Origin of the sequence: Streptosporangium amethystogenes subsp. fukuiense (assembly GCF_042665875.1) — a bacterium.
Lineage (GTDB): Bacteria > Actinomycetota > Actinomycetes > Streptosporangiales > Streptosporangiaceae > Streptosporangium > Streptosporangium fukuiense.
In genome coordinates this window covers 4,985,534-5,008,295 of sequence record NZ_JBHTEE010000001.1, presented here as the reverse complement: position 1 = coordinate 5,008,295, position 22,762 = coordinate 4,985,534, and the positions used below count along the sequence as shown (strand labels likewise).

Sequence of the window (22,762 nt, the reverse complement as noted above, 5' to 3'; positions counted from 1 at the left end):
GGCGGTTCGTCGCACGTTTCTCAACGCTCGGTCCGCCACGCCGATGTGACATCCGGGCCCGGCCCGGATGTCCGGCCTGCCGGTTCAGGCAGCGAAATACCCCGAAAACACCAGGAGAGAACCGTGTCACTGCAGGTGAGCGCCATCATGCTCGGCGTCAAGGACCTGGCTCGCGCCAAGAGGTTCTATGCCGAAGGCCTGGGCTGCGAGATCGACGAGGACACCCGCCATTTCGTTTCGTTCAGCCTGGGCGAGGGATCTCCGCGGCTGGCTCTCTACGAATGGGAGGCAGCGGCACAGGACGCCGGCGTCTCCGCGGAGGGATCCGGATTCCGCGGCGCCTCATTCCACTTCAACCCCGACTCCAGGGAAGTGGTGGATGAGACGATGCGCAACGCGGTGGCCGCCGGCGGCAGCGTGGTCAAGGAGGCGGCCCCCGCCCAGTGGGGCGGGTACTTCGGCTACTTCAGCGACCCGGACGGCTACCTGTGGAAAGTCACCACCTACGCCTCCTGACCCGTAGACCTCGCGCGGGGTCCCCGGACACGCCACACCCGGGCGAGGCCGGGGACCGGTCCGGGCCCTCGCTCAAGGAGGCGATGGCCCGGGACGGGCGGGCGCGTGCCGCGCTCGTCTATGACCAGGCGAGGTGCTTGATCACCGTTGCCGCGGACATCCCGGGCACGGGTGAGGAAGGTGGGATCGGTGTTCGCAGGCTCGGCCTCTCCGGCCGCGCGTTCGTGCCCTCGATCGAGGAACGGCGCATCAGGAGAAGGCCACGCGCCACGGGAGGGAGTGGGTGTCGTCCTGCTGAGGTAGCAGCGCGTCGGCGCACTCCGGGCAGGCGAAGAGGGTTGTGTCGTCGGGAAGGCGGCCGATCCTGATTCGCGGGCGGGGCCACTTCTTGTGGCAGGCCACGCAGGCGTCGCCCTCACGCTGGGTGGGGGTCAGCCCCTCGGGATCAAAGGTCATTGTGACGTGTGCCGTTCTGGCCTGCCTCCAACTCATTTCTCTATCCCTTCGGCGTGGAGACCCCTGGTTTCTCCCACGGCGCGGCCGCAGGGAGGCTGTCGACACGTTTCCTGCCTTGATCGCGCACTTTCGTATCGGAACTGTTATAACGCGGTCACGGCCCGTGATCGTTGTGGCAGGTGTCAAGTGGTGGTTAAATCACGGCCTGCATGCAGGCCATATAACGGCAAATGGGGCACTCAGCATCAAGCCGGGTGCCCCATTTGGTGGGTTCTAAACCGTCACGTCTCGTTCACGGCTTTCTCTAGAATGGTGAGCCCCTCCTCCAGGAGGTGGTCGGGGATGACCAGCGGCGGCAGGAAGCGCAGCACATTGCCGTAGGTGCCCGCGGTCAGCACGAGCAGGCCCTCGGCGTGGCACCTCCTGGCGATCTCGCCCGCCGCCGTGGGGTGCGGGTCCTTGGTGCCGGGGACCACCAGCTCGATGGCGATCATGGCCCCCCGGCCGCGTACGTCGCCGATCACCGGGTTCCGCTCCGCCATGGCGCGCAGCCGGGGGAGCATGGTCTCGCCGATGCGGCGGGCCTTTCCGGTCAGGTCGTCGGCCTCGATGGTCTCCAGCACGCCCAGTGCCGCCTCGCAGGCGAGCGGGTTACCGCCGTAGGTGCCGCCCAGGCCGCCCACGTGGACCCTGTCGAGGAGATCGGCCCGGCCGGTGACCGCGGACAGCGGGAGGCCGCCCGCGATGCCCTTGGCGGTGACGATGATGTCGGGCACGATGCCCTCGTCCTCGCAGGCGAACAGGTCGCCGGTACGGGAGAAGCCGGTCTGCACCTCGTCGGCGATGAAGACGATGCCGTTCTCCCGGCAGAACTCCGCGATCCTCGGCAGGAAGCCCTTGGCAGGCTCGATGAAGCCGCCCTCGCCGGCGATCGGCTCGATCACCACGGCGGCGACGTTCTCCGCGCCGACCTGCTTGGTGATCTGGTCGATCGCCTGGGCGGCGGCCTCCTCGGCGCAGTTCTCCGGGCCGGTGGGCCAGCGGAACGGGTAGGCCAGCGGCACCCGGTAGACCTCGGGGGCGAACGGGCCGAAGCCGTGCTTGTACGGCATGTTCTTGGCGGTCAGCGTCATCGTCAGCAGGGTCCGGCCGTGGTAGCCGTGGTCGAAGACGACGACCGCCTGGCGGCCGGTGGCCTGGCGGGCGACCTTGACCGCGTTCTCCACGGCCTCGGCGCCGCTGTTGAGCAGGAAGGTGCGCTTCTCGTGGTCGCCGGGGGTGATCTCGTTGAGCTTCTCGGCGACCTGCACGTACGACTCGTACGGCGTGATCATGAAGCAGGTGTGCGTGAAGTCGGCGACCTGCTTGCGCACCCGCTCGACGACGCGTGGAGCGGCGTTGCCGACGTTGGTCACCGCGATGCCCGAACCGAAGTCGATCAGGGAGTTGCCGTCGGCGTCGACGACCACACCGCCTCCGGCATGCGTCACGAAGACGGGCAGTGTGGTACCGATGCCCGGGGGTACAGAGGCCTGTTTGCGCGCGAACAGCTCACGGGACTTCGGGCCGGGGATCTCGGTGACGACGCGGCGTTCCTGCGGAAGCGAGGGGCCGCCCTCGGTGAGGGTGCTCATGATGTGAAGGTATGTGGTGGATGTCGGTGTGCCGATGATGCACTATGTCAAAATTGACGGGTAATAGTGGACGTAACGTACAAAACGGGGGTGGCTGTGGCGCCGACGCTGCGCACCGTCGTACGGCGGTCACCGCTCGGGCTCGGCGTGCTCGCCGGCGGGGACGCGCTCGACCGGCCGGTGCGCTGGGTGGCGGTCAGCGAACTGGAGGATCCCACCCCGTTCCTTGAGGGCGGGGAACTGGTCCTCACCACGGGCATGCGCCTGGACGCCGGCAACGCCGCCTCCTACGTCGAGCGCCTGGTCGGCAGGGAGGTCGCCGGCCTCGGATTCGGCGTCGGGCTCGGGCACGAGACGATTCCCGGGGAACTGGTCGAGGCCGCCACCCGGGCGGGGCTGCCGCTGCTCGAGGTGCCGCGCGACATCCCGTTCGTCGCCATCGGCAAGGCGGTCAGCGAACTGCTCGCCGCGGAGCAGTACGACGAGCTCAGCCGTGCCTTCGCCGCCCAGGGCCGGCTCACCCGTGCCGCCCTGCGCCCGGAGGGGCCTCGCGCGGTGATCGACCGCCTGGCCCGCGAGCTGGGCGGCTGGGCGATCCTGCTGGACGAGGCGGGGGCCGTGCGGCACGCGGCGGGCCGGGGGGCGGCCGGCGCCGCCGACGACCTCGGCCCCGAGCTGGAACGGCTGAGAAAGATCACCGGCCGTGGCGCGCCCGCGAGCGCGGCCTTCTCCTCGCCCAGGGAGCACGTCATCGTGCAACCGTTCGGGGCCCGCCGGGTCAGGGGATTCCTCGCCGTCGGCCTCGGCAGGCCCTTCACCCCGGTCGCGCATACCGTGGTCAACGCCGCCGGATCCCTGCTGACGCTCGCCGTCGAGCACGGCAGGGAGCACCTGGCCGCCGAGCGCCGGGTCCGCTCGGCGGTGCTGCGGCTGTTGCTGGCCGGGCAGGTGGACGCCGGATGCGAGACGCTGGAGCGGCTGGGGGAGCGGCTCCCCGCCGGGCCGCTGGTGGCCATCGTCTGCGCCGGCGAGCGTGAGGCGGTGCTGGAGACGGCGGGTGACGAGTTCGCGGCGGCCGACGGTGACGCCGACAGCGGCGCCGACGGTGGCGCCGACGGTGGCGCCGACGGTGACGGGGTGGTCCTGCTCGTCCCGGCCTCGCGGGCCGATGCCGTGGCCGCGGCGCTCGGCGAGCACGGCCCCGTCGGGGTCGGCGATCCCGCCGATCTCGACGATCTGCGCACCGGGCTCGACCAGGCGTACCAGGCACTCGCCGGGGCCAGGCGCGGCGCCGTGCCGGTGATGCGCTTCGCGGACCTGGCGGGCCGGGGACTGCTCTGCCTGCTCGACTCCGACGCGGCGGCGGCCTTCTCCTCGGCGCTGCTCGCCCCGCTCAGGAGGTACGGCTCGCGCGCGGACCTGCTGGAGTCCCTCCGGGCCTACCTGGACTGCAACGGCCACTGGGACGCGGCGGCGCAGCGGCTCGGAGTGCACCGTCACACCCTGCGCTACCGCATGCGCCGGGTCGCCGAACTCGTCGGCCGTGACCTCGACGACCCGGCGGCCCGCGCCGAACTCTGGATCGCCCTGGCGGTCGCCCCGGGTGACGGGTCCGCCAGGTGAGCCGGGGCGAGGACTCCGCCCACGGAGAGGCCGGCAGGCCGGTCACGCCCGGGAGACGCCGGCGACCAGGTAGCGGGAGATGACGGCCTGGATGACCGTGTCGTAGGTGCCGCTGTCGCGCAGGTGCCCGGCACGTTCCAGGCTGATCGCGCCCTGGGCGGCGGCCCACACGGCATCGGCGATCTTCCTGGGCTGGGTGGGGACGATGTACCCGGCCGAGATGCAGTCGGCGATCACTCGGTCGACGATGTTCAGCGCCGCGCGGGCCAGGGTCCTGGCCCGCTCACTCGGTACGAAGCCGGGGATCGCGCGCTCGAACATCAGGGCGTAGTAGCCGGGCTCGTCCAGTGCGGCCTCCCGGTAGGCGGGGCCGAGCGCCGTGAGGTGCTCCAGGGCGTCCCTGCGCGGGGGCACGGCCTCCAGGCGCCGCCGGAAGCGCTCGAAGCCTTCCAGGTACAGGGCTTCGGCGAGGCCCTCCTTGCTGCCGAACATGGTGTAGATGACGGTCGTCGAGCATTCCGCCTCGGTGGCGATGCGGCGCATCGACAGGCTCTCGGGACCGATGGTGACCAGCAACTGGCTGGCGACGTCGAGCAACCTGGCGCGCAGTTCGTCGTGTGAGGCCCGTTCACCGAGGAGATACGCGCCCTGAAGGCCGCGCGGCGCCGAGGAGGTCATGCGCCCACGCCCTTCCGCTCTGAGTGTTCATTCGGTGACTTAGCCATGATGAAGATCATTTAAACCGGCGCCATGTAAGGAATATCCCCGAATGCCCCTCTTTTCGTTACAGGGCCGGGGTGAATGGACTATTGGCCGGAAAGGTGTACCGGTACCGGGATCTTGTGCGGAGTGGAGTAAGACCGTGCCGTCGCAGGTGACATAGCGTCGAGGTATGGACGTGCGCCCCTTCTGGCTCGCCGGCCGCCCCGCCACAGGCGACACCGAGCTCACCGTGACCAATCCGCATGACGGCCGAGCCGTCGCCGTCTGCTCCGTGCCGACGGCCGACCAGGTCGAGGAGGCCGTGGCCGCCGCGGCGGCCGTGCGGAAGGAGGCGGCCGCGCTCCCGATCCACGTGCGCGCCGACGCCCTCGCGCACGTCTCGCGCCGCCTGGCCGAGCGTGCCGACGAGATCGCCCGCCTCATCAGCGAGGAGAACGGCAAGCCGATCTTCTGGGCCCGCGGCGAGGTCGGCCGTGCGATCTCCACCTTCAGGTTCGCGGCCGAGGAGACCCGTCGCCTCGGCGGCGAGACCATGCGCCTGGACACCGAGGCCGCCTCCGCGGGCCGCCTCGCCTACATCTCGCGTGTCCCGCACGGCCCGGTCCTGGGCATCACCCCGTTCAACTTCCCGCTCAACCTGGTGGCGCACAAGGTGGCCCCGGCGATCGCGGTCGGCGCCCCGATCATCGTCAAGCCCGCCCCGGCGACGCCGGTCTCCGCACTGGTCCTGGGCGAGATCCTGGCCGAGACCGACCTGCCGGAGGGGATGTTCTCGGTGCTCCCGGTGCCCAACGACCGCGCCGCGGGGCTGGTCGAGGACCCGCGCCTGCCTGTCGTCTCCTTCACCGGATCGGCTCCGGTGGGGTACGCGATCCTGGAGGCGGTCCCGCGCAAGCACGTGACCCTGGAACTCGGCGGCAACGCCGCCGCGGTGGTCCTCGCCGACGCCGACCTCGACTGGGCCGCCTCGCGGATCGCCCTGTTCTCCAACTACCAGGCCGGTCAGAGCTGCATCGCCGTGCAGCGGGTGATCGTCGAGGCGTCGGTGCACGACGACTTCGTGGCCAGGCTCGTCCCTGCGGTCGAGGCCCTGGTCGTCGGCGACCCCGCCGACGAGAAGACACAGGTGGGCCCGCTCGTGTCCGTCGAGGCCGCGGAGCGCGTGGAACAGTGGGTCGGCGAGGCCGTCGCGGCCGGTGCCCGCCTGCTGGCCGGCGGCACCCGCGACGGCGCGACCGTCGCGCCGACGGTCCTCGCCGACGTGCCGGCCGACGCCAAGGTCTCCTGCGAGGAGGTCTTCGGCCCCGTGATGATCGTTCAGACGGTGTCCGGAGTGGACGAGGCGTTCGCCACGGTCAACGATTCCAAGTACGGCCTGCAGGCCGGGGTGTTCACCCGCAGTCTCGACAACGCCTTCCGGGCCAACCGGGAGCTTGAGGTCGGCGGAGTGATCATCGGTGACGTGCCGTCCTACCGTGCCGACCAGATGCCCTACGGCGGGGTCAAGGACTCGGGCGTCGGCCGCGAGGGCATCCGCTCGGCCATCGCCGACCTCACCTACGAGAAGGTCATGGTCCTCACCGGCCTGACCCTCTGAGCCCGCCCCGGTGCCCCGGTCGCGGTGTCCCGCGGCCGGTTCGCCGGTGACGGCCCTCCGAACCGGTCTCGGCTTCCGTCGTCGACGGGGCCCGCGCCGCTCCCACCGGAGACGCGGGCGCCTCGATCATCTCGCCCCCGCTTCTTCCGCCGGTGTCACGACGTCGCGGCCATGGCGTAGAGCTCCCTGGCCGAGTCGCCGAAGTAGGGGCCGTACATGGTGCGGTGGTCGTCGCTGTATTTGAAACTGCTGACCGAGACGATCGTGCCGCGGCCGGTGGAGGCGTCGAAACCGCTCAGCCACGGGCCCCCGCTGGATCCGGCGGTCATGTCGCAACGCATCCCCTGGTCACCGGTCTGCCCGTTCGGGTCGTCGCGAAGCGTGCCCGCGCAGTAGACCAGGTGCTCACCGTCGTAGGGCGAGTCGGCGGGGAAGCCGAAACCGCTGGTGGGGCGCCCTCTGGGGGTGCCGAAAGCGATCTGTTGACCGCCGACGGCGTCGCCGAGGTGCTTGCCGTCACTGGTGTTGACCGCCACCATGCCGATGTCGTGGCTGTCGTCGCCGCCGCGCGACCAGGGACCCGCGACGAACATGCGGCGCGCGGTGTACTGCCCGTACGGGCGGCGGCCCTGGGAGTAGCCGGGGACGAAGGTCCAGTTGTCGGCCCAGGCGCCGGTGCCGTCCTTGACGCAGTGACCCACGACCAGATCCCTGTTCGCACTCCTGACCGAACTCGCCGAGCACACGAAGTCACTGCCCTTGATGGTCAGGAACACCCGCCCCGTGGTGCGTTCGACCATTCCGCCGGAGGTCCAGCGGGCGCCGGAGGTGCGTGTGGCGGCGCCGTTCGGGCTCCGATGGGGGGCGGCCCCCCGGCCGGCTCGGTCGAAGAGCCGGCCGAGCAACCCGGTGGCCTTCGAGAGCCGGTCGACGGGGAGCGCCGAGGCCATCCGGCGGGGAGTCCAGTAGTCGAGCACGCGCTTTCGCTCCGACGCGGTAGGAGCGACCGTGTGCTCGACGACGTCCGGTGTGCCGGGTGTCGCGACTTCCGCGGTGAGAGGGAGGGCGGGGATGTTCACGGCCCGCTGCCCGGGCTCGGCGGCCGTCTGCCGGATGGCCGGCACGCCGGTCGTCGGGACGCCCAGCAGCCCGGCGACGAGCGGGGCGGCCGCAAGCAGGGGGAGGCTTGAGGTCATGAAACCCGAGTTTGCACTACGGAGAGTGTTTCTGTGCTTACTTTAGGGTATTCGTGGCCGCCGATGGCCTGGTGAGGCTCAGGGAGCGCCGGTCGTCTGGGCGGCCTCGTAGACGGCCTGCGCGTCGGTGCCGAAGTACGGGCCGAACATCCAGCCGGAGGCGAAGTCGTACTTGAAGCTGTTCACCGAGTTCAGCGTGCCCAGGCCGGTGCTCTCGTTGAAGCGGAGGAACCACGGGCCGCCGCTCGACCCGCCGGTCATGTTGCAGTTCAACCCGATGTCGCGGGACATCAGGAAGTCGTCGAAGGCGCGTCCGGCGCAGTAGACCAGCCTGGAACCGTCATAGGGACTGGCCGCCGGGTAGCCGAAGGAGTGCATCTGCGCCCGGCGGGACTGGTTGAAGGAGACGCCCTGGCCGCCGACCACGTCGGTCAGCGATCTGCCGTTCAGCGGGGCCACCACGGCCGAGGCCACGTCGTAGTTGATGTCCTCGGTGTTGTTCCACTGGGGGGTGGTGTAGAGCGTGGTCGCCACCCACGTGCCGTAGGGCCGGTCGCCGTTCTCGTATCCAGGTACGAACACCCAGTTGCTGTGGAAGGCCCCGCCCATTCGCACGCAGTGTCCCGCGGTGATCACAGTGCTTCTGTTCTCGCTCGTCACCGCGTTCGCCGAGCACGAGGCGTTGCGGCCCTGGTAGGTGAAGAAGACGCGGCCGGTGGTCCTGGCGATCGCCCCGCCGCGGGTCCACGGCGCGCCGGTGGAGGCGCGGACGGCCGCCGTGCCCTTGGCGGCCGTGCCGGCGGCCGGTGCGGTCTCGCCGTCCGGCGTGGTCGCGGGGATGGAGACGGGGTCGGCCGCGGCCTGTGCCGCGATCGCCGCCGAGGTGAGGCGGGCACCGTCCTTCTCCGGGATGAGGGCGGCGAGCGGTTTCGCCGCCTCCATCCTGGCCTCCGTCCAGTAGCGCTGGACGGTCCGCTGCTCCGCCTTGGTGTCGGCCGCCTCCTTCTCGACCGGCTGGGGTACGGCCCGCGCCGCGGTGACGCCCCCGCCCGTACCCGGGCCGCCCGCACCCGCACCCGCACCCGCGCCCGTGGCGCCGTGCGCGATCGTCGCGGTGAGCAGAGTGCTTCCCGCGACCGCGGTGAGAAGAGGGATGAGTCGTGCTGTGCGTCGCATATGTACCTCCCGAGGCCCGTTGCTGTTCCGGGAAGCTAGTGCGCCGTACGTACGTATTTCTCAAGATTTACAGCTATTGATATGACGAAATTCGGACTTAAATATCGCCTTTTATCGCGTGTTTCACGTCTAACAGATTTCCGAGGGGATGGGGGCGATTCGACAGCGCGGCCCGAGCCGGGAGAATGGGACGGTGCAGCCAGACACCGTCCGCTCCGTCGTCCTGCTCGGTTCGACCGGGTCCATCGGGACCCAGTCCCTCGACGTCATCGCCCGCAACCCCGACCGCTTCCGGGTGGTGGCGCTGGCCGCCTACGGCGGCCGGATCGACCTGCTGGCCGGGCAGGCGGCCGAGTTCAGGCCCGACGTGGTCGCCGTCGCCGATCCCGCCGCGGTGCCGGAACTGCGTGCGGCCCTGGCCGCGCGCGGGGTGGCCGCGCGGGTGCTGGCCGGTCAGGAAGGGGTGGCGGAGGCCGCCTCCTGGCCCGCCGACGTCGTGCTCAACGGCATCACCGGCGCGCTGGGGCTGACCTCCACGCTGGCCGCCCTGGAGGCCGGCCGGGCGCTCGCGCTCGCCAACAAGGAGTCACTGATCGTCGGAGGGCCGCTGGTCAAGCGCCTGGCCAAGCCGGGCCAGCTGATCCCGGTCGACTCCGAGCACGCCGCACTGGCCCAGTGTCTGTGGGCGGCGGGTCCCACCGGCCCCGACGCCTCAGCCGTGCGGCGCCTGGTCGTCACCGCGAGCGGCGGGCCCTTCCGCGGCAGGTCGCGCGCGGATCTCGCGGAGGTGACCCCCGAGCAGGCACTCGCCCACCCGACCTGGTCGATGGGACCGGTGATCACGGTGAACTCCGCCACGCTCGTCAACAAGGGCCTGGAGGTCATCGAGGCGCACCTGCTCTTCGACATCGGCTTCGAGCGCATCGACGTCGTGGTCCACCCGCAGTCGGTCGTCCACTCGATGGTCGAGTTCGTCGACGGCTCGACCATCGCCCAGGCCAGCCCGCCCGACATGCGCCTGCCCATCGCGCTGGCCCTCGGCTGGCCCGAGCGGGTCGCCGACGCCGCGCCCGGCGTCGACTGGACCGCCGCCCACACCTGGACGTTCGAGCCGCTCGACGACGGAGCCTTCCCCGCCGTCGCGCTGGCCCGCCACGTCGGCGCGGCCGGCGGCACGGCACCGGCCGTCTACAACGCCGCCAACGAGGTCTGCGTCGAGGCGTTCCTGGCCGGTCGGCTGCCCTTCCTCGGCATCGTCGACACCGTGGCCTCGGTGGTCTCCGAGCACGCCGTCACCGAGGCCGGCTCGGTGGCCGAGGTGCTCGATGCCGACTCCTGGGCACGGATAAGGGCACGGGAGCTCACCGGGACTGCCTAGACTGGTGAGCGTCGTCGACTCTTCAAGGGCTGAAAATGACTTCTGTTGCTCTCGGAATCCCGTCCGTAAGGACCAGGCCGATCGCCGAGCGACGCATATCTCGTCAGATCATGGTCGGTTCCGTCCCCGTGGGCGGGGACGCGCCGGTCTCCGTCCAGTCGATGACCACCACGGTCACCGCCGACGTCAACGCGACGCTCCAGCAGATCGCCGAGCTGACCGCCTCGGGCTGCCAGATCGTCCGGGTCGCGGTCCCCTCGCAGGACGACGCCGACGCGCTGCCGACCATCGCCAGGAAGTCGCAGATCCCGGTGATCGCGGACATCCACTTCCAGCCGAAGTACGTCTTCGCCGCGATCGAGGCGGGCTGCGCGGCGGTCCGGGTCAACCCCGGCAACATCAAGAAGTTCGACGACAAGGTCGGTGAGATCGCGCGGGCCGCCGCCGACCGAGGCGTGCCGATCAGGATCGGCGTCAACGCCGGCTCGCTCGACCCCCGCCTGCTCCAGAAGTACGGCAAGGCCACCCCCGAGGCGCTGGTGGAGTCGGCGCTCTGGGAGTGCTCGCTCTTCGAGGAGCACGGCTTCCGCGACATCAAGATCTCCGTCAAGCACAACGACCCGGTCGTGATGGTCCAGGCGTACCGCCTGCTCGCCGCCCGGTGTGACTACCCGCTCCACCTCGGCGTCACCGAGGCGGGCCCGGCCTTCCAGGGCACGATCAAGTCCGCCGTCGCCTTCGGGGCCCTGCTCGCCGAGGGGATCGGCGACACCATCCGCGTGTCGCTGTCCGCCCCGCCGGTCGAGGAGGTCAAGGTCGGCAACCAGATCCTGGAGTCGCTCAACCTGCGCGAGCGTGGCCTGGAGATCGTCTCCTGCCCCTCCTGCGGGCGCGCCCAGGTCGACGTCTACACCCTGGCCGAGCAGGTCCAGGCGGGGCTGGAGGGGCTGAAGGTCCCGCTGCGTGTCGCGGTGATGGGATGCGTCGTCAACGGCCCGGGAGAGGCCCGCGAGGCCGACCTCGGTGTCGCCTCCGGCAACGGCAAGGGCCAGATCTTCGTCAAGGGCGAGGTCATCAAGACCGTTCCCGAGTCGCAGATCGTGGAGACCCTGATCGAGGAGGCGTTGCGTCTCGCCGAGCAGATGGGCGTGGAGGTCGACCTCGACGACGACGTCATGGGCGCCCAGGTCGTCGTCGGCTAGGCACCGCTCCGCTTCCCGCGCGTGTCCGCCCCCGGCCGTTCTCTCGCCGCCGGGGGCGCGCCTTTTGCGGGGGCTCTCTGCCGGGGATCTCCGGTCTCCGTAGCCTCCGTGGCCGTTTGCGGTGTTCTGGTGGCCTGCTCGGCGGTGCCGTCCGACCTGGAACCATTACACTTAGCAATCATCTGACTACACTTTGCTAGATATCCGGTTGTGTCCCGGGTGAATCGCACCCCCTCCGGGAGACCATCGCCTCTGCCGTACGAGTAGGGGGACGCAGTGAAGAAGAGGGTCGTCGGGATTGCCGCGAGCATCGCGATGCTGGCGGTCGCGGTGGGAGTGCCGCGGGGGGCGGTGGCCCAGGAGAGGGAGGGGCTGGTCTGGGGGCCCTGCGAGAGCGGCGGGATCTCGCTGCCCGGGGTGGCGCCGTCCGTTCCCGCGCAGCGGGCGGACAGCCGGATGGAGTGCGCCACGCTGAGTGTGCCGCTCGACTACGGCAACCCGTACCAGACCATCGACATCGCCCTGAACCGGATCAGGGGGAGGGCCGTCCACGACCGTCTCGGCGCGCTGCTGGTCAATCCGGGCGGGCCCGGTGCGTCCGGTCGCGATCTGGTCAAGGGCGTCGTGGCGGGGCTTCCCGGCGGCCTGGCCGACCGGTTCGACGTGGTCGGTTTCGACCCGCGCGGGGTGGGGGCCAGCGAGCCCGCGCTGAGCTGTGTCGACCCCGCGGAGTACTACCGGCCGCCCCGCCCCGACCAGGTGCCGGTCACCAGGCGTGACGAGGGCACGCTCATCGATCGGGCCCGCGAGTACGCCCAGGCGTGCGGTGACCGGTGGGGCTGGATGCTGCCCCACATGACCACGGAGAACTCCGCCAGGGACATGGACCTGATCAGGGAGGCGCTCGGCGAGTCGAAGATCAGCTTCCTGGGCTACTCGTACGGGACCTACCTGGGCGCGGTCTACGCGACGCTCTTTCCCGGCCGGCTCAGGCGGCTCGTCCTGGACAGCGTGGTGGACCCGCGCGGTATCTGGTACCGCTCGAACCTGAGCCAGAGCATCGCCTTCCAGAGCAGGCACCGGGAATTCCTCAAATGGATCGCCCGTCACAATCCGGTCTACCGGCTGGGCACCACCGAGAGGGCCGTCTCCTTCGCCTGGGACGCCATGCGTACCCGGTTGGGCGGCCATCCCGCGGCGGAAGTGATCGGTCCGAGCGAGCTCGACGATCTCTACACCGTCGGCGGCTACTCCGACGCCGTCTGGCCGCAGCTGGCCAAGGCCTTCTCCGCCTACGTCAAGAAGGGGGAGACGGCACTCCTGCTCAACGCCTACCGCAAGCACGTGGAGAACGACGCCAAGGATGAGAACAGCTACGCCGTCTACCTGGCGGTGCAGTGCCGCGACGCCGCCTGGCCGCGCGACTGGACACGCTGGCGCACGGACATGACCAGGGCGAACGCCAGGGCGCCCTTCCTCACCTGGCCCAACGCCTGGTACAACGCGCCGTGCGCGTTCTGGCCCGTGCAGGGGGGCACCCCCGTGCGGGTGCACGACAGCACCAGGCTGCCCCCGGTCATGCTGATCCAGGGTGAGCGCGACGCCGCCACCCCGTACGCGGGGGCGCTGCGGATGCGCACCCTGCTCCGCGGCTCCCGGCTGCTGGTCGTACCCGGCGGCAACCACGGGATCTCGCTCAACGGCAACGCCTGCGTCGACCGTCGCCTGGCCGCCTACCTGCGGGACGGCACCCTTCCCGGTGGAGCACGGCAGGACTCCGGCGGCCCGGACGCCCGTTGCCCCGGCCTGCCGCCGCCGGTGCCCGTGCCGGTGATCGGACCCTCGCCCGTCCGGGTGCCCGCCGGGCACTCGGGGGGAGGGGCGATCTAGCAGGTAGATGAGATGCTCTGTGTTGGTTCCTGCCAAAATCGAGGGGGTCGCGTAGGCTGAGCATGTGATGCTGCGTACAACGGCGTCGCGCGTGCTCGACGACAACGATCGAGACGAGGTCCTGGCGCTTCTCGACATCGACCCCGTCGGTAACGTTTTCGTCGCCTCCAGGGTCCGTTCGGTCGGGCTCAATCCGGCCAGACTCGGTGGCCAGATGTGGGGGTTCGGGCCGCGCGGTGGCCTGACCTCCCTCTGTTACGCCGGGGCGAACCTGGTTCCGGTCAACGCCGGTACCGACGCCGTCTACGCCTTCGCCGAACGCGCGCGCAGGCAGGGCCGCCGCTGTTCCTCGATCGTCGGCCCGGCCGACGCGGTCGAGGTGCTCTGGGAGCGGCTGGAGCCGCACTGGGGAGCCGCCCGGGCGATCCGCTGGGCGCAGCCGCTCATGGTGGCCACCGAGCCGTCGCCGCTCCCGGCCGACCCGCTGGTGCGGCGGGTCCGGCCCGACGAGTTCGACATCCTGCTGCCGGCCTGCGTGGCGATGTTCACCGAGGAGGTGGGTGTCTCCCCTGAGCTGGGGGACGGCGGAGCCCTCTACCGGTCCCGGGTCGCCGAGCTGATCAGGATCGGCAGGTCGTACGCCCGCATCGAGGGGGGCAGGGTCGTCTTCAAGGCCGAGATCGGCGCGGTGACGCCGCATGCCTGCCAGATCCAGGGCGTCTGGGTCCACCCCGACCTGCGTGGCCGCGGCCACGCGGTGTCCGGGATGGCCGCGGTGGTCAAGCACGCGCTCGACTACTTCGCGCCGGTGGTCTCGCTGTACGTCAACGACTACAACGCCCCGGCCAGGGCCGCCTACCGCAGGGCCGGTTTCGTCGAGGTCGGCACCTTCATGTCCGTACTCTTCTGACCGGCGTCCCGCCGCCCAGGTATCTCCCACCACCTCGCCGGGCCCTTCCGGCGGCCCAGGCGTGCGGCCGGCGGCTCCGGCGCCCGCCCCGACACCCAGGAGTGACGATCCCCATGTCCGTGCCCGCGATGTCCGTGCCCACACCGACGGTGCGACGCGCCGTCCCGCAGGACGCGAACCGGCTGTACGAGCTGAGCCTGCGGGCGATCTCGGAATCCGCCGCCGCCCACTACACCGCCGAACAGCTGGCGGCCTGGTCTCGGCGGCGCAGCCTCGACGGTCATGCCCGGATGATCGACCAGACGGAGACCTTCGTGGCCCTGGTGGCAGGACAGGTGGCCGGTTTCGCCAACGTCGCTCTGCGGCCGGTGGGACAGCTCCATCGCGGCGAGGTCGACCAGCTGTTCGTCGGCCCCGGCCACGGTGGCCGGGGCGTCGCCCGGCTGCTGCTCACGGCCGTCGAGAACGCGGCCCGGGCCGACGAGGTCGAAGAACTCCGCACGCACGCCTCCTGGCGCGCGGTGCCGGTCTTCGAGCGGCTCGGCTATCGGCGGGTCGAGGTCGAGACAGTGCACCTGGAGGACCAGACGCTCAGCCGCGTCCGCATGCACAAGTCGCTTTCCGGTCTCGGGTCAGGGGCTGCGGACTAGGCGGCTCATCAGGTGTTCCAGCTCCGCCTCCGGGTCGGCGGTGAGACCGGCGTGGACCGGGCCCGTCTGCACGATCGTGCTGCGCGGGGCGGTCAGCCAGCGGAACCGGCCGCCCAGCGGCTCCGCGGTCAGCGGTCCCTCGCCGCCGCAGGAGCGCCGGTAGACGTCGAGCGCGTGCCGTACGCCGTCGAGGTCCACCCGGGGGTCGAGGGCGCGCAGGCGTGTCTCGTCCAGCTCCACGCGGGCGCACAGATAGCCGCGCGGCTGGCAGTAGAGCAGCACGCCGGCGTTGATCAGCTCGCCGCGCTCCACCCGGGGGATGACCCGGATGATCGCGTACTCGTAGACGTCCTTCACCGGTTGTCCTTCCAGAACGCGCCCACCGAGCCGGGCCTTCCCTGCTGGGCCGCCGGGTCCCGGCCGGAGCCGGACGAGGGGGCCGGCAGCCAGGTGCGCGGGCCCTGGGCGCGGGTCAGCAGGTGCTCGACGTACGCCTGTCGCACGGCCTGCGCCCCGTCGAACCCCGGCTCGTCCTCCAGCCACTCGTCGGGAACCTCGTCCACCACCCCGTCGAGCAGGTCCCGGGTGATCTTCTCGCTGAACTCGGCGTCGGCCTCGGGCATCCGGGTGGCGAAGGGGGCCATCACGTGGTCGCGCGCGTCGAAGCCGCGCAGCGGGTCGGCCGAGGGCCAGTTGTGGTGGAACCAGAGCGCGGCGCCGTGGTCGATCAGCCAGGTGTCGCCGTGCCACAGGAGCAGGTTCGGGTTGCGCCAGCTCCGGTCGACGTTGTGGATCAGCGCGTCGAACCAGAGCAGGCGGGAGGCGAAACCGGGATCCGGAGGCCAGGCCAGCGGCTCGAAGCCGAGCGCGCCCGGCAGGAAGTCGACGGCCAGGTTGTTGCCCTCGCTGGCCTTGAGCAGGTCCTGGATCTCCTCGTCCGGCTCGCGGGCGCCGAGCTGTGGATCGACGTCGATCACCTTCAGCTCGGGCGTGCGGAAGCCGAGACGCCGGGCCAGCCCGGCGGACACGATCTCCGCCACCAGGACCCGGCGGCCCTGGCCGGCGCCGCGGAACTTCACGACGTACGTGCCGAGGTCGTCCGCCTCCATGACCCCGGGGAGCGAGCCGCCCTCCCGCAGGGGCGTCACATAACGGGTGGCTTTGATCTTTTCGAGCACCCGGCCAGGCTATCGGCTCGGGCCGCCGGGCGACCGGTCACCCGGCACGCGGGCCCGGCCGACGCACGCCGTGCCGGTTCGGTGCGGTGATCACCACCGCGGTCCACCGCGGCCTGATCCGGGGCCCGGCCGGGCCGGGCGGGCCTGTCGGGCGCGGCGTCACATCTTCGAGATGACCTCCTCGGCGAAGCGCTCCATGGTGGCGACCTTGAGCTCGACGCCATCGCCGTACCTGGCCTTCTCCTCGGGGGTGGCCAGCCACCAGGGCGCGGCCATCGTTCCGGTCACCCCCTTGTCGGCGAAGCGGCGGTAGGTGGCGGCGTCGGGCATGACCGCGAGTGGTGCGATGATCTGCAGGGCGTCTTCCGCCCTGCCGTACTCCTTGAGGTAGCGCCGCAGGTCGGCGAGGACCGGGTCGAGCCGCTCCTCGGTGTAGATCCGGTTGCCCATCCAGCCGTCGCCCGTCCTGGCCGCGCGGCGCAGCGCCGCCTCGCTGTCGCCGCCGACGAAGAACGGCACGGGCGCGGAGGGTACCGGGGAGATCGAGAGCGGGCCGTAGTCGTAGTGGGCGCCGTGGTGGGTGACGGTGCCGCCGGCCCAGAGTTCGCGCAGGGCCGGGATCATCTCGTCCAGCCTGCGTCCCCGGGTGTGGAAGTCCTGGCCTGTCTGGACGAACTCCTCCTTGCACCAGCCGACGCCGACGCCGAAGGTCACCCGGTTCCCGGACAGGACCGCGGCCGTGGAGACCTGCTTGGCGACGGTGAACAGATCACGGGCCGGGGCGATGTAGACGTTGGGCGCGAAACGCAGGGTGGTGGTGACGGCGGCCATCGCGCCGATCGTCACCCACGCGTCCGGCCAGTGCGTGTCGGCGTTCCAGCGGGGGGCGCCGGTGCTGGAATAGGGGTAGGGCGACTCGAAGTCGGCGTAGAAGATGTGGTCCGACAGGGTGAGCGTGTGAATGCCGCACCGCTCCGCCGCCCCGGCCAGTTCGAGGAACTGGCCGGTCTCGACGAACGACGCGCCAAGCCAGAACTGCACGGATCCTCCCAGGCTCCGAAATGCTGAAATTTCGATAGATGTACCGGGGTGGCCGGGTGTCGTCCCTGTCCTTCCTCCCCGGGGACGTCCGAGGGGAGGGGACCTCCGGAGGGCCGATTCAGCGAAAGGTCAGTCGGAGAACTCGGGGATGACCTTGGTGGCGAACAGTTCCAGGTTGCGCTTGACGGTGTCGAGGGGCAGGACGCCCTGCTGACCCTGCATGAACAGGCCGAACCACTCCAGGTCCGGCATCCGGTCGAGCATCCGCTGGATGCCGCGCTTGACGTCGTCGGGGCCGCCGAGCAGGGCCATCTCGACCTCGTTCATGCGTTTGAAGTCGCCCTTCTCGGGGCTGATCGGCTGGTGCCTGTCGTCCTCCTTCTTGCGCAGGACCTCCAGGTAGCCGAACGGCCCGAAGAAGGCGGCGAAGTCCTTCTGCATGCTCTTGCCGTAGGTGGCGATGGCCTCCTCCTTGGTGTCGGCCATCCCGACGATCTTGAGGATGCCGGTGTGCTCACCCAGCTTGTAGTCACGGCCGCACTTGGCCGCCTCCTCCTGGTAGAGCCTGGCCTTGGCGGCGTGGTCGTCGGGGTTCGGGGTGAACATCCACGGCAGGATGTCCTCCTGTGCGGCCCTGATCACCGAGCGGTCGGAGATGGTGAACGGCTGCCACAGTTCCGGGTAGGGGTTCTGGTACGGCCGGGGGCAGACCGAGACCGCCTGGATCTTCCCGTTCTCGTCGAGTTCCCCGGGGGCGCCGAACGTCCTCGTCCACTCCTGCGCCGCCCAGCCCTCGATCCCGTCGAAGGGCGAGGGGATCTCGTAGTCGAGCACGTCGGACTTGTAGCGGAGCGTCTCCTGGGTCCAGGCCATCTTCATGATGTTCAGCACCTCGCCGAACACGTCGAAGTTGCGGTTGTCGGAGTTCGACCCGTCGGACCTGGCGGCCGAGGCGTGCCAGCGCTGTCCCAGCACGTTCATCCAGCGGTTCTGGTAACCGCGGGCCACGCCGAGCCGCAGCCGCCCCTTGCCGAACTGGTCGAGCAGGGCCACGTCCTCGGCCGCCCTGATCGGGTCCCAGGCGGGCAGTACCAGGCCGAGCGGGGCGAGCAGGATGCGCTCGGTCCTGGCGGCCAGGTCGGTGAGGAACATCAGCGGGTTGACCGAGAACTCGAAACCCTCGGAGTGGAAGTGGTGCTCGGTCATCATCAGCGCGTCGAAGCCGATCCGGTCGGCGTGGACGGCGATCTCGCGCACCTCGTCCAGCAGCTTCTGGTACGACTCGGTGTCGCGCCCGATCGGCCTTCTGGCCTTCGCGTTCTCCTCCTGGCTGTAGCCCGAGCCGGGGATCTGCGGGTTGAGCATCAACGAGAACTTCACGGCAGGCTCCTTAGCCAGTTGGTGACGACGATGAGGAACTCGCCCGGACGCTCCTCGTGCAGCCGGTGACCGCTGCCCTCCCAGACGACCGCCTTGGAGTGCGGGTCCTTGAACAGCCCGGCCTCCCACGCCGCCTGGGCGGGGTCGAACCAGAAGGTGAGCACCGGGCAGGCCCGCCGCGCGAGGTAGTCGTCGGAGTTGGGACGCAGGCCGAGCGCGTCCGGGCCGCCGAACATCGCCTCGAAGGCCTGCAGGAGTACGTGCGGAGGCGTGGCGAGGATCCGGCGCCGATGCCACTCGCGCAGCCACTCGGGCGTGGCGGCGGTCCAGGTCCACTCGTCGTTGCGCAGCGAGACCCCCACGACGTCCTCGCGCATCTGCTCGATCAGGGTGGGGAGGTATTCGCGCACCGCGCCCGTGAAGCCGTAGCCGGGGTCGACCGTGACCAGCGCCCTGACCAGCGAGGGATACTCCACGGCGAGGTGGGAGACGATCTGGCCGCCCATCGAGTGGCCCACGGCGACGCACGACTCCACCCCCAGGGCGGCGCAGAGCCGGGCGAGGTCGTCGGCCATCCGCCGGGGGGTGTTGCCGCTCTCGGGGGCGGAGGAGTAGCCGTGCCCGCGCACGTCCACCGCGATCACCCGGTGGTGCCTGGCGAGGGTGGGGATGTGGTGGACCCACTCGTGGGAGTCGGCGCCCAGGCCGTGGACGAGCAGCAGCGTCGTGTCGCCGGAGCCGTCGTCCGTGTGGAACAGCCGGACGTCGCCCAGATCCGTGAACGCCATCAGCGTCCTCCCGTGAGGATTGCCGTGTCCGCCGGCCGCGGTGCTCAGCCGTGCTCGGTGAACGCCTCGTCTTTGGTGACGTGAGCAAGCTACCCTAGGGATGATAAACGAGCAATCGCTTGGTTAACCAAGCGGGTCCGCTTGGCTGGGACGTCCCCCCGGCGACCTGGGCGGACGGCTGGAAGATGGGAAAGAATGCCCGTCGAAGGTCCGGGCGTGAAGACGGAGGCGCTGATGCGGCTGGGTGTCACGATGTTCGCCACCGACCGGTCCATGCCGGTCGCGGAACTGGCCGGGGCGGCCGAGGCGCGCGGGTTCGCCTCCCTCTACCTGCCGGAGCACACGCACATCCCGGTCTCCCGCCGTACGCCCCCGGCGGCGGGGCAGGCGGTGCTCCCCGAGGAGTACCGGCGCACGCTCGACCCGCTCGTCGCGCTCTCCCACGCCGCCGCCGTGACGAGCGAGATCGCCCTCGGCACCGGCATCATGCTCGTCGCCCAGCGCGAACCCCTGGTCACCGCCAAGGCCGTCGCCACCCTCGACCACCTCTCCGGCGGCCGGGTGGTGCTCGGCATCGGGTTCGGCTGGAACGTCGAGGAGGTCGAGGATCACCTCGGCCCGCAGGGCTTCCGTTCCCGCCGCGACGTGGCCCGCGAGCACATGCTGGCGATGAAGGCCCTGTGGAGCCGGGAGGAGGCCGGTTTCGACGGCCGCCACGTCGGCTTCGAGCCCTCCTGGTCCTGGCCCAAGCCGGTCTCCGGTCCCCCCGTCTACGTGGGCGGGGCCGCGGGCCCCAAGCTCTTCGCCCATGTCGCCGAGTACGCCGACGGCTGGATGCCGATCGGCGGCCGGGGCGTCAGGGCGGCCCTCCCCGCCCTGCGCGAAGCCTGCGACAAGGCGGAACGCGAGATGGTCAAGGTCATCCCCTTCGGCACGCTCCCCAACGCGGAGAAACTCGACTACTACTCCGAACTGGGCATCGAGGAGGTCGTACTCAGCCTCCCCAGCGCCGAGGCCGACCAGATCCTCCCCGTCCTCGACGAGTACGCGGCCTTCCTGCGCTGACCGGCCGCGGCCCGGGTGTTCCCGGTGGGCCCGAGGTCGTGTGCCTCCAAGCCGACTCCGGGGCAATGTCGCGCCGGGGCCCGGTCCCGCGGGCCGTACCGGATGACCGGCCCGGCATCGGCTCTGTGCTGGGCATCGGCGATTCGAGGGGTCTGTTGGTACTTGCCCTGACCTGAGCATCACATGAATATCACGGTGAGGAGGAGAAGACCTGTCTGCCCGTTGACTGTCGGCGATGCTTCTTCTTGAGTGAGAAGGGTGGCGGCGAGGGGAGGCTCGCGTGCCGTATGCGCAGCCGCTCAGAACGGGGGATCCGGCGGCGCTCGGTGAGTACGAGATCATCGGGCGGCTCGGAGAGGGAGGCCAGGGAGTGGTCTATGTCGGGGTGCGCCCCGACACCGGATCAGAGCCCTACGCGGTCAAGCTTCTGCACGGCTCGGTGGGGGATAACCCTGAGATCTTCCTGCGCGAGGTCGAGCTGGCGAAGCAGGTGGCCCGGTTCTGCACGGCCCAGGTGATCGACGCCGGGCTGGAGGGCGACCGGCCCTACATCGTCAGCGAGTACGTCGACGGCCCGTCGCTCCACCGTGAGGTCGCGGTCAGCGGGCCCCGCGAGGGAGGCAGGCTGGAGCGTCTGGCCATCGGCACGGCCACCGCGCTCGCGGCCATCCACCGGGCCGGGATCGTGCACCGCGACTTCAAGCCGCAGAACGTGCTGCTCGGTCCGGACGGGCCGAGGGTCATCGACTTCGGGCTGGCCAGGGCGCTGGACGCGGCGGCCACCCAGAGCGGGCGCGGTGCGGGCACTCCGGCCTACATGGCGCCCGAGCAGGTGGAGGGCGCCGAGATCAACCCGGCGGCCGACGTCTTCGCCTGGGGCGCCACGATATGTTTCGCGGCCAACGCCCAGGCGCCCTTCGGCCAGGACTCGATCGCGGCGGTGCTGAACCGGATCCTCACCGCCGCCCCGCAACTGGGGCGCCTCGACGGGCTGCTCGGCGCGCTGGTGGTCGACTGCCTGGACAAGAACCCCGGTAACCGTCCCAGCAGCCGTGAGTTGCTGCTCGCGCTGCTCGGCGACGGCGGGCGCGGGTCGGTGTTCGACTCCCGGACCCCTCCGGTGCCCGGCGGTCTCGCCCTGCGGGTCGGCTCCGGCGGGCCTGACGTCTCGGACCCGTCCGGAGTGTCCGGCCCCGCCGGCTCCTTCGGGGGGTCGGGCCTCGCGGGAAGGTCGCGCGCGTCCGGGGCCGCCTGGCGGGCGATGTCCGGTGGGCGCGGGCACCTCACCGAAGGCGAGGACTTCGACGAGCCTCGCACTCACCCGGGGCGGGCGGCCACCAGGGCGTCGATGGCGGTCTCCGGGGCGCTGCTGGTGAGCGCCGCGGTGCTGGCGGGGGTGCTGGTCCCGGCACTGAGCGGAGTCACCCCGAAAGGTACGGCGGCACCGCCGGCGGTTCGGGTGGTGGAGGCCGGTCCCCAGGCCGAGACGCCGCAGGCGAGCAGGACGAGCCCGCCGGTCAGGCCCCTCCCGGCGAACCCGGCCAAGCCTCCGCGCGCGGAGGGTGTCAGATCCTCCCCGCTGCCGCCGTCCGAGGTCACCACGGTCGTGCCGGCTCTCGTCGGGCTGGACCGTTCCGGGGCGGCGCGTCTGATCGAACAGGCCGGGCTGGTCGCCGGGACCGTCCGAGCGGTCAGCTCCGACCGGCCGGTCGGAGAGGTGCTCGCGAGCAACCCGGTGGCGGGGACCACGCTGCCGAGGAAGGGCAAGGTCAACCTGGAGGTCTCCGCGGGGATCCAGGTGCCCACGCTGGTCGGCCTCGCCAGGAGCGCCGCCCAGGCGGCGCTCGCCCAGGCCGGGCTGGCCGCTGGAGGGGTGAGTACGCGCTGCTCGGACCAGCCGGCCGGGCGGGTGCTGGCGAGCACCCCCGGTGCGGGCAAGCACGTCTCGCCGGGCAGCGCGGTGGCGCTCGTCGTCTCCAGGCACGGCGCTCCGGTGCCGTCGATCACCGGCCAGAGCGCGGCCGACGCCTCGAACACGCTCGGCGGGGCGGGTTTCGCGGTACGGACCCGGGCGCGGCTGGTCACCGACGACGCCCAGGACGGTGTGGTACTGGCGCAGAGCGTGGCGCCGGGCACCTGCGCCCGGCCGGGTGCGACGGTCGTGATCACGGTCGGGGTGGCGAGCCAGAGCGGGCCTGGCCCGGATCCGGGCCCGGGGCCTGGGCCGAGCCACGGCCCGGGCGAGACCACCGCGCCTCCCGACCCGCCCGACTCGCCGGATCCCGTACCCGGGGAGGCGGCTCCCTCGGGATGACGGCGGGCCGGGGCGACGGGCGCCCCCGGGGCGGCGAGGCAGTGG

At 71.1% G+C, this 22,762-nt stretch carries 20 protein-coding genes; 10 read left to right on the top strand and 10 right to left on the bottom strand.

What is annotated here, in order from left to right:
* Positions 1 to 123 precede the first annotated feature (123 nt).
* Positions 124 to 516, top strand: a complete 393-nt coding sequence (locus ACFQVD_RS21305; RefSeq protein WP_343966537.1) for a VOC family protein — start codon at positions 124 to 126, stop codon at positions 514 to 516.
* A 249-nt stretch (positions 517 to 765) separates the two neighbouring features.
* On the opposite strand, the gene ACFQVD_RS21300 is transcribed toward ACFQVD_RS21305, so the two are convergent.
* Positions 766 to 1,008 (bottom strand): hypothetical protein, encoded by a 243-nt coding sequence (locus ACFQVD_RS21300; RefSeq protein WP_343966535.1) that lies wholly within the window; start codon positions 1,006 to 1,008, stop codon positions 766 to 768.
* A gap of 245 nt (positions 1,009 to 1,253) precedes the next feature.
* Positions 1,254 to 2,606 carry a 4-aminobutyrate--2-oxoglutarate transaminase gene (gene gabT, locus ACFQVD_RS21295; RefSeq protein WP_343966533.1) on the bottom strand — a complete coding sequence of 451 codons (1,353 nt, stop codon included), beginning with the start codon at positions 2,604 to 2,606 and terminating at the stop codon, positions 1,254 to 1,256.
* A 90-nt stretch (positions 2,607 to 2,696) separates the two neighbouring features.
* Here gabT and ACFQVD_RS21290 point away from each other — a divergent pair, with 90 nt between their 5' ends.
* Positions 2,697 to 4,229, top strand: coding sequence for a PucR family transcriptional regulator (locus tag ACFQVD_RS21290; RefSeq protein ID WP_343966531.1), 1,533 nt, complete (start codon positions 2,697 to 2,699; stop codon positions 4,227 to 4,229).
* Between the two features lie 42 nt (positions 4,230 to 4,271).
* Here ACFQVD_RS21290 and ACFQVD_RS21285 read toward each other — a convergent pair whose 3' ends face one another.
* Positions 4,272 to 4,907, bottom strand: a complete 636-nt coding sequence (locus ACFQVD_RS21285; RefSeq protein ID WP_343966529.1) for a TetR/AcrR family transcriptional regulator — start codon at positions 4,905 to 4,907, stop codon at positions 4,272 to 4,274.
* 214 nt (positions 4,908 to 5,121) lie between these two features.
* Between ACFQVD_RS21285 and ACFQVD_RS21280 the strand changes: the two genes are divergently transcribed.
* Positions 5,122 to 6,549: an aldehyde dehydrogenase family protein gene (locus ACFQVD_RS21280; RefSeq protein ID WP_343966527.1), complete on the top strand. Its 1,428-nt coding sequence runs from the start codon at positions 5,122 to 5,124 to the stop codon at positions 6,547 to 6,549.
* 155 nt (positions 6,550 to 6,704) lie between these two features.
* Here ACFQVD_RS21280 and ACFQVD_RS21275 read toward each other — a convergent pair whose 3' ends face one another.
* Both ACFQVD_RS21275 and ACFQVD_RS21270 read right to left on the bottom strand, forming a co-directional pair.
* A complete protein-coding gene (locus ACFQVD_RS21275) occupies positions 6,705 to 7,745 on the bottom strand; it encodes a trypsin-like serine peptidase (RefSeq protein WP_386368618.1) in 1,041 nt (346 codons plus the stop codon).
* A 78-nt stretch (positions 7,746 to 7,823) separates the two neighbouring features.
* A complete protein-coding gene (locus ACFQVD_RS21270) occupies positions 7,824 to 8,921 on the bottom strand; it encodes a trypsin-like serine peptidase (protein WP_343966522.1) in 1,098 nt (365 codons plus the stop codon).
* Positions 8,922 to 9,114: 193 nt separating this feature from the next.
* Between ACFQVD_RS21270 and dxr the strand changes: the two genes are divergently transcribed.
* The 5 genes from dxr to ACFQVD_RS21245 all read left to right on the top strand — a co-directional run bounded on the left by dxr (position 9,115) and on the right by ACFQVD_RS21245 (position 14,951).
* Positions 9,115 to 10,299: a 1-deoxy-D-xylulose-5-phosphate reductoisomerase gene (gene dxr / locus ACFQVD_RS21265; protein WP_343966519.1), complete on the top strand. Its 1,185-nt coding sequence runs from the start codon at positions 9,115 to 9,117 to the stop codon at positions 10,297 to 10,299.
* Positions 10,300 to 10,334: 35 nt separating this feature from the next.
* Complete coding sequence (ispG, locus tag ACFQVD_RS21260) at positions 10,335 to 11,501, top strand: flavodoxin-dependent (E)-4-hydroxy-3-methylbut-2-enyl-diphosphate synthase (RefSeq protein ID WP_343966517.1); 1,167 nt, start codon at positions 10,335 to 10,337, stop codon at positions 11,499 to 11,501.
* A gap of 276 nt (positions 11,502 to 11,777) precedes the next feature.
* Positions 11,778 to 13,391 (top strand): alpha/beta hydrolase, encoded by a 1,614-nt coding sequence (locus tag ACFQVD_RS21255; RefSeq protein ID WP_343966515.1) that lies wholly within the window; start codon positions 11,778 to 11,780, stop codon positions 13,389 to 13,391.
* A 67-nt stretch (positions 13,392 to 13,458) separates the two neighbouring features.
* On the top strand, positions 13,459 to 14,301 hold the full coding sequence (locus ACFQVD_RS21250) for a GNAT family N-acetyltransferase (RefSeq protein WP_030904382.1): 843 nt from the start codon (positions 13,459 to 13,461) through the stop codon (positions 14,299 to 14,301).
* Positions 14,302 to 14,414: 113 nt separating this feature from the next.
* On the top strand, positions 14,415 to 14,951 hold the full coding sequence (locus ACFQVD_RS21245; protein WP_343966513.1) for a GNAT family N-acetyltransferase: 537 nt from the start codon (positions 14,415 to 14,417) through the stop codon (positions 14,949 to 14,951).
* Here the strand turns inward: ACFQVD_RS21245 and ACFQVD_RS21240 are convergent.
* The 5 genes from ACFQVD_RS21240 to ACFQVD_RS21220 all read right to left on the bottom strand — a co-directional run bounded on the left by ACFQVD_RS21240 (position 14,934) and on the right by ACFQVD_RS21220 (position 19,338).
* Positions 14,934 to 15,308 (bottom strand): DUF3037 domain-containing protein, encoded by a 375-nt coding sequence (locus ACFQVD_RS21240; RefSeq protein ID WP_343966511.1) that lies wholly within the window; start codon positions 15,306 to 15,308, stop codon positions 14,934 to 14,936. The two genes, ACFQVD_RS21245 and ACFQVD_RS21240, sit on opposite strands and share 18 nt — an antisense overlap.
* Entirely contained in the window at positions 15,305 to 16,129 is an 825-nt protein-coding gene (locus ACFQVD_RS21235; RefSeq protein ID WP_343966509.1) for a HipA family kinase, read from the bottom strand. Before ACFQVD_RS21235 ends, ACFQVD_RS21240 begins: the two co-directional genes overlap by 4 nt.
* A gap of 159 nt (positions 16,130 to 16,288) precedes the next feature.
* Positions 16,289 to 17,170, bottom strand: a complete 882-nt coding sequence (locus ACFQVD_RS21230) for a TIGR03619 family F420-dependent LLM class oxidoreductase (RefSeq protein WP_343966507.1) — start codon at positions 17,168 to 17,170, stop codon at positions 16,289 to 16,291.
* Between the two features lie 129 nt (positions 17,171 to 17,299).
* Positions 17,300 to 18,550, bottom strand: a complete 1,251-nt coding sequence (locus ACFQVD_RS21225) for an LLM class flavin-dependent oxidoreductase (protein WP_386368615.1) — start codon at positions 18,548 to 18,550, stop codon at positions 17,300 to 17,302.
* Entirely contained in the window at positions 18,547 to 19,338 is a 792-nt protein-coding gene (locus tag ACFQVD_RS21220; RefSeq protein ID WP_343966503.1) for an alpha/beta fold hydrolase, read from the bottom strand. Before ACFQVD_RS21220 ends, ACFQVD_RS21225 begins: the two co-directional genes overlap by 4 nt.
* A 216-nt stretch (positions 19,339 to 19,554) precedes the next feature.
* Between ACFQVD_RS21220 and ACFQVD_RS21215 the strand changes: the two genes are divergently transcribed.
* Together ACFQVD_RS21215 and ACFQVD_RS21210 are read left to right on the top strand one after the other, a co-directional pair.
* Entirely contained in the window at positions 19,555 to 20,403 is an 849-nt protein-coding gene (locus tag ACFQVD_RS21215) for a TIGR03619 family F420-dependent LLM class oxidoreductase (RefSeq protein WP_343966500.1), read from the top strand.
* 280 nt (positions 20,404 to 20,683) lie between these two features.
* Positions 20,684 to 22,717, top strand: a complete 2,034-nt coding sequence (locus ACFQVD_RS21210; RefSeq protein ID WP_343966498.1) for a protein kinase domain-containing protein — start codon at positions 20,684 to 20,686, stop codon at positions 22,715 to 22,717.
* The last annotated feature ends 45 nt before the right edge of the window (positions 22,718 to 22,762 follow it).

Excerpts from the sequence above, each read along its gene's own strand:
- ACFQVD_RS21300 (WP_343966535.1), bottom strand. The coding sequence starts at position 1,008 with ATGAGTTGGAGGCAGGCCAGAACGGCACACGTCACAATGACCTTTGAT.
- gabT (WP_343966533.1), bottom strand. The coding sequence starts at position 2,606 with ATGAGCACCCTCACCGAGGGCGGCCCCTCGCTTCCGCAGGAACGCCGC.
- ACFQVD_RS21285 (WP_343966529.1), bottom strand. The coding sequence starts at position 4,907 with ATGACCTCCTCGGCGCCGCGCGGCCTTCAGGGCGCGTATCTCCTCGGT.
- ACFQVD_RS21280 (WP_343966527.1), top strand. The coding sequence starts at position 5,122 with ATGGACGTGCGCCCCTTCTGGCTCGCCGGCCGCCCCGCCACAGGCGAC.
- ACFQVD_RS21275 (WP_386368618.1), bottom strand. The coding sequence starts at position 7,745 with ATGACCTCAAGCCTCCCCCTGCTTGCGGCCGCCCCGCTCGTCGCCGGG.
- ACFQVD_RS21270 (WP_343966522.1), bottom strand. The coding sequence starts at position 8,921 with ATGCGACGCACAGCACGACTCATCCCTCTTCTCACCGCGGTCGCGGGA.
- ispG (WP_343966517.1), top strand. The coding sequence starts at position 10,335 with ATGACTTCTGTTGCTCTCGGAATCCCGTCCGTAAGGACCAGGCCGATC.
- ACFQVD_RS21250 (WP_030904382.1), top strand. The coding sequence starts at position 13,459 with ATGCTGCGTACAACGGCGTCGCGCGTGCTCGACGACAACGATCGAGAC.
- ACFQVD_RS21245 (WP_343966513.1), top strand. The coding sequence starts at position 14,415 with ATGTCCGTGCCCGCGATGTCCGTGCCCACACCGACGGTGCGACGCGCC.
- ACFQVD_RS21220 (WP_343966503.1), bottom strand. The coding sequence starts at position 19,338 with ATGGCGTTCACGGATCTGGGCGACGTCCGGCTGTTCCACACGGACGAC.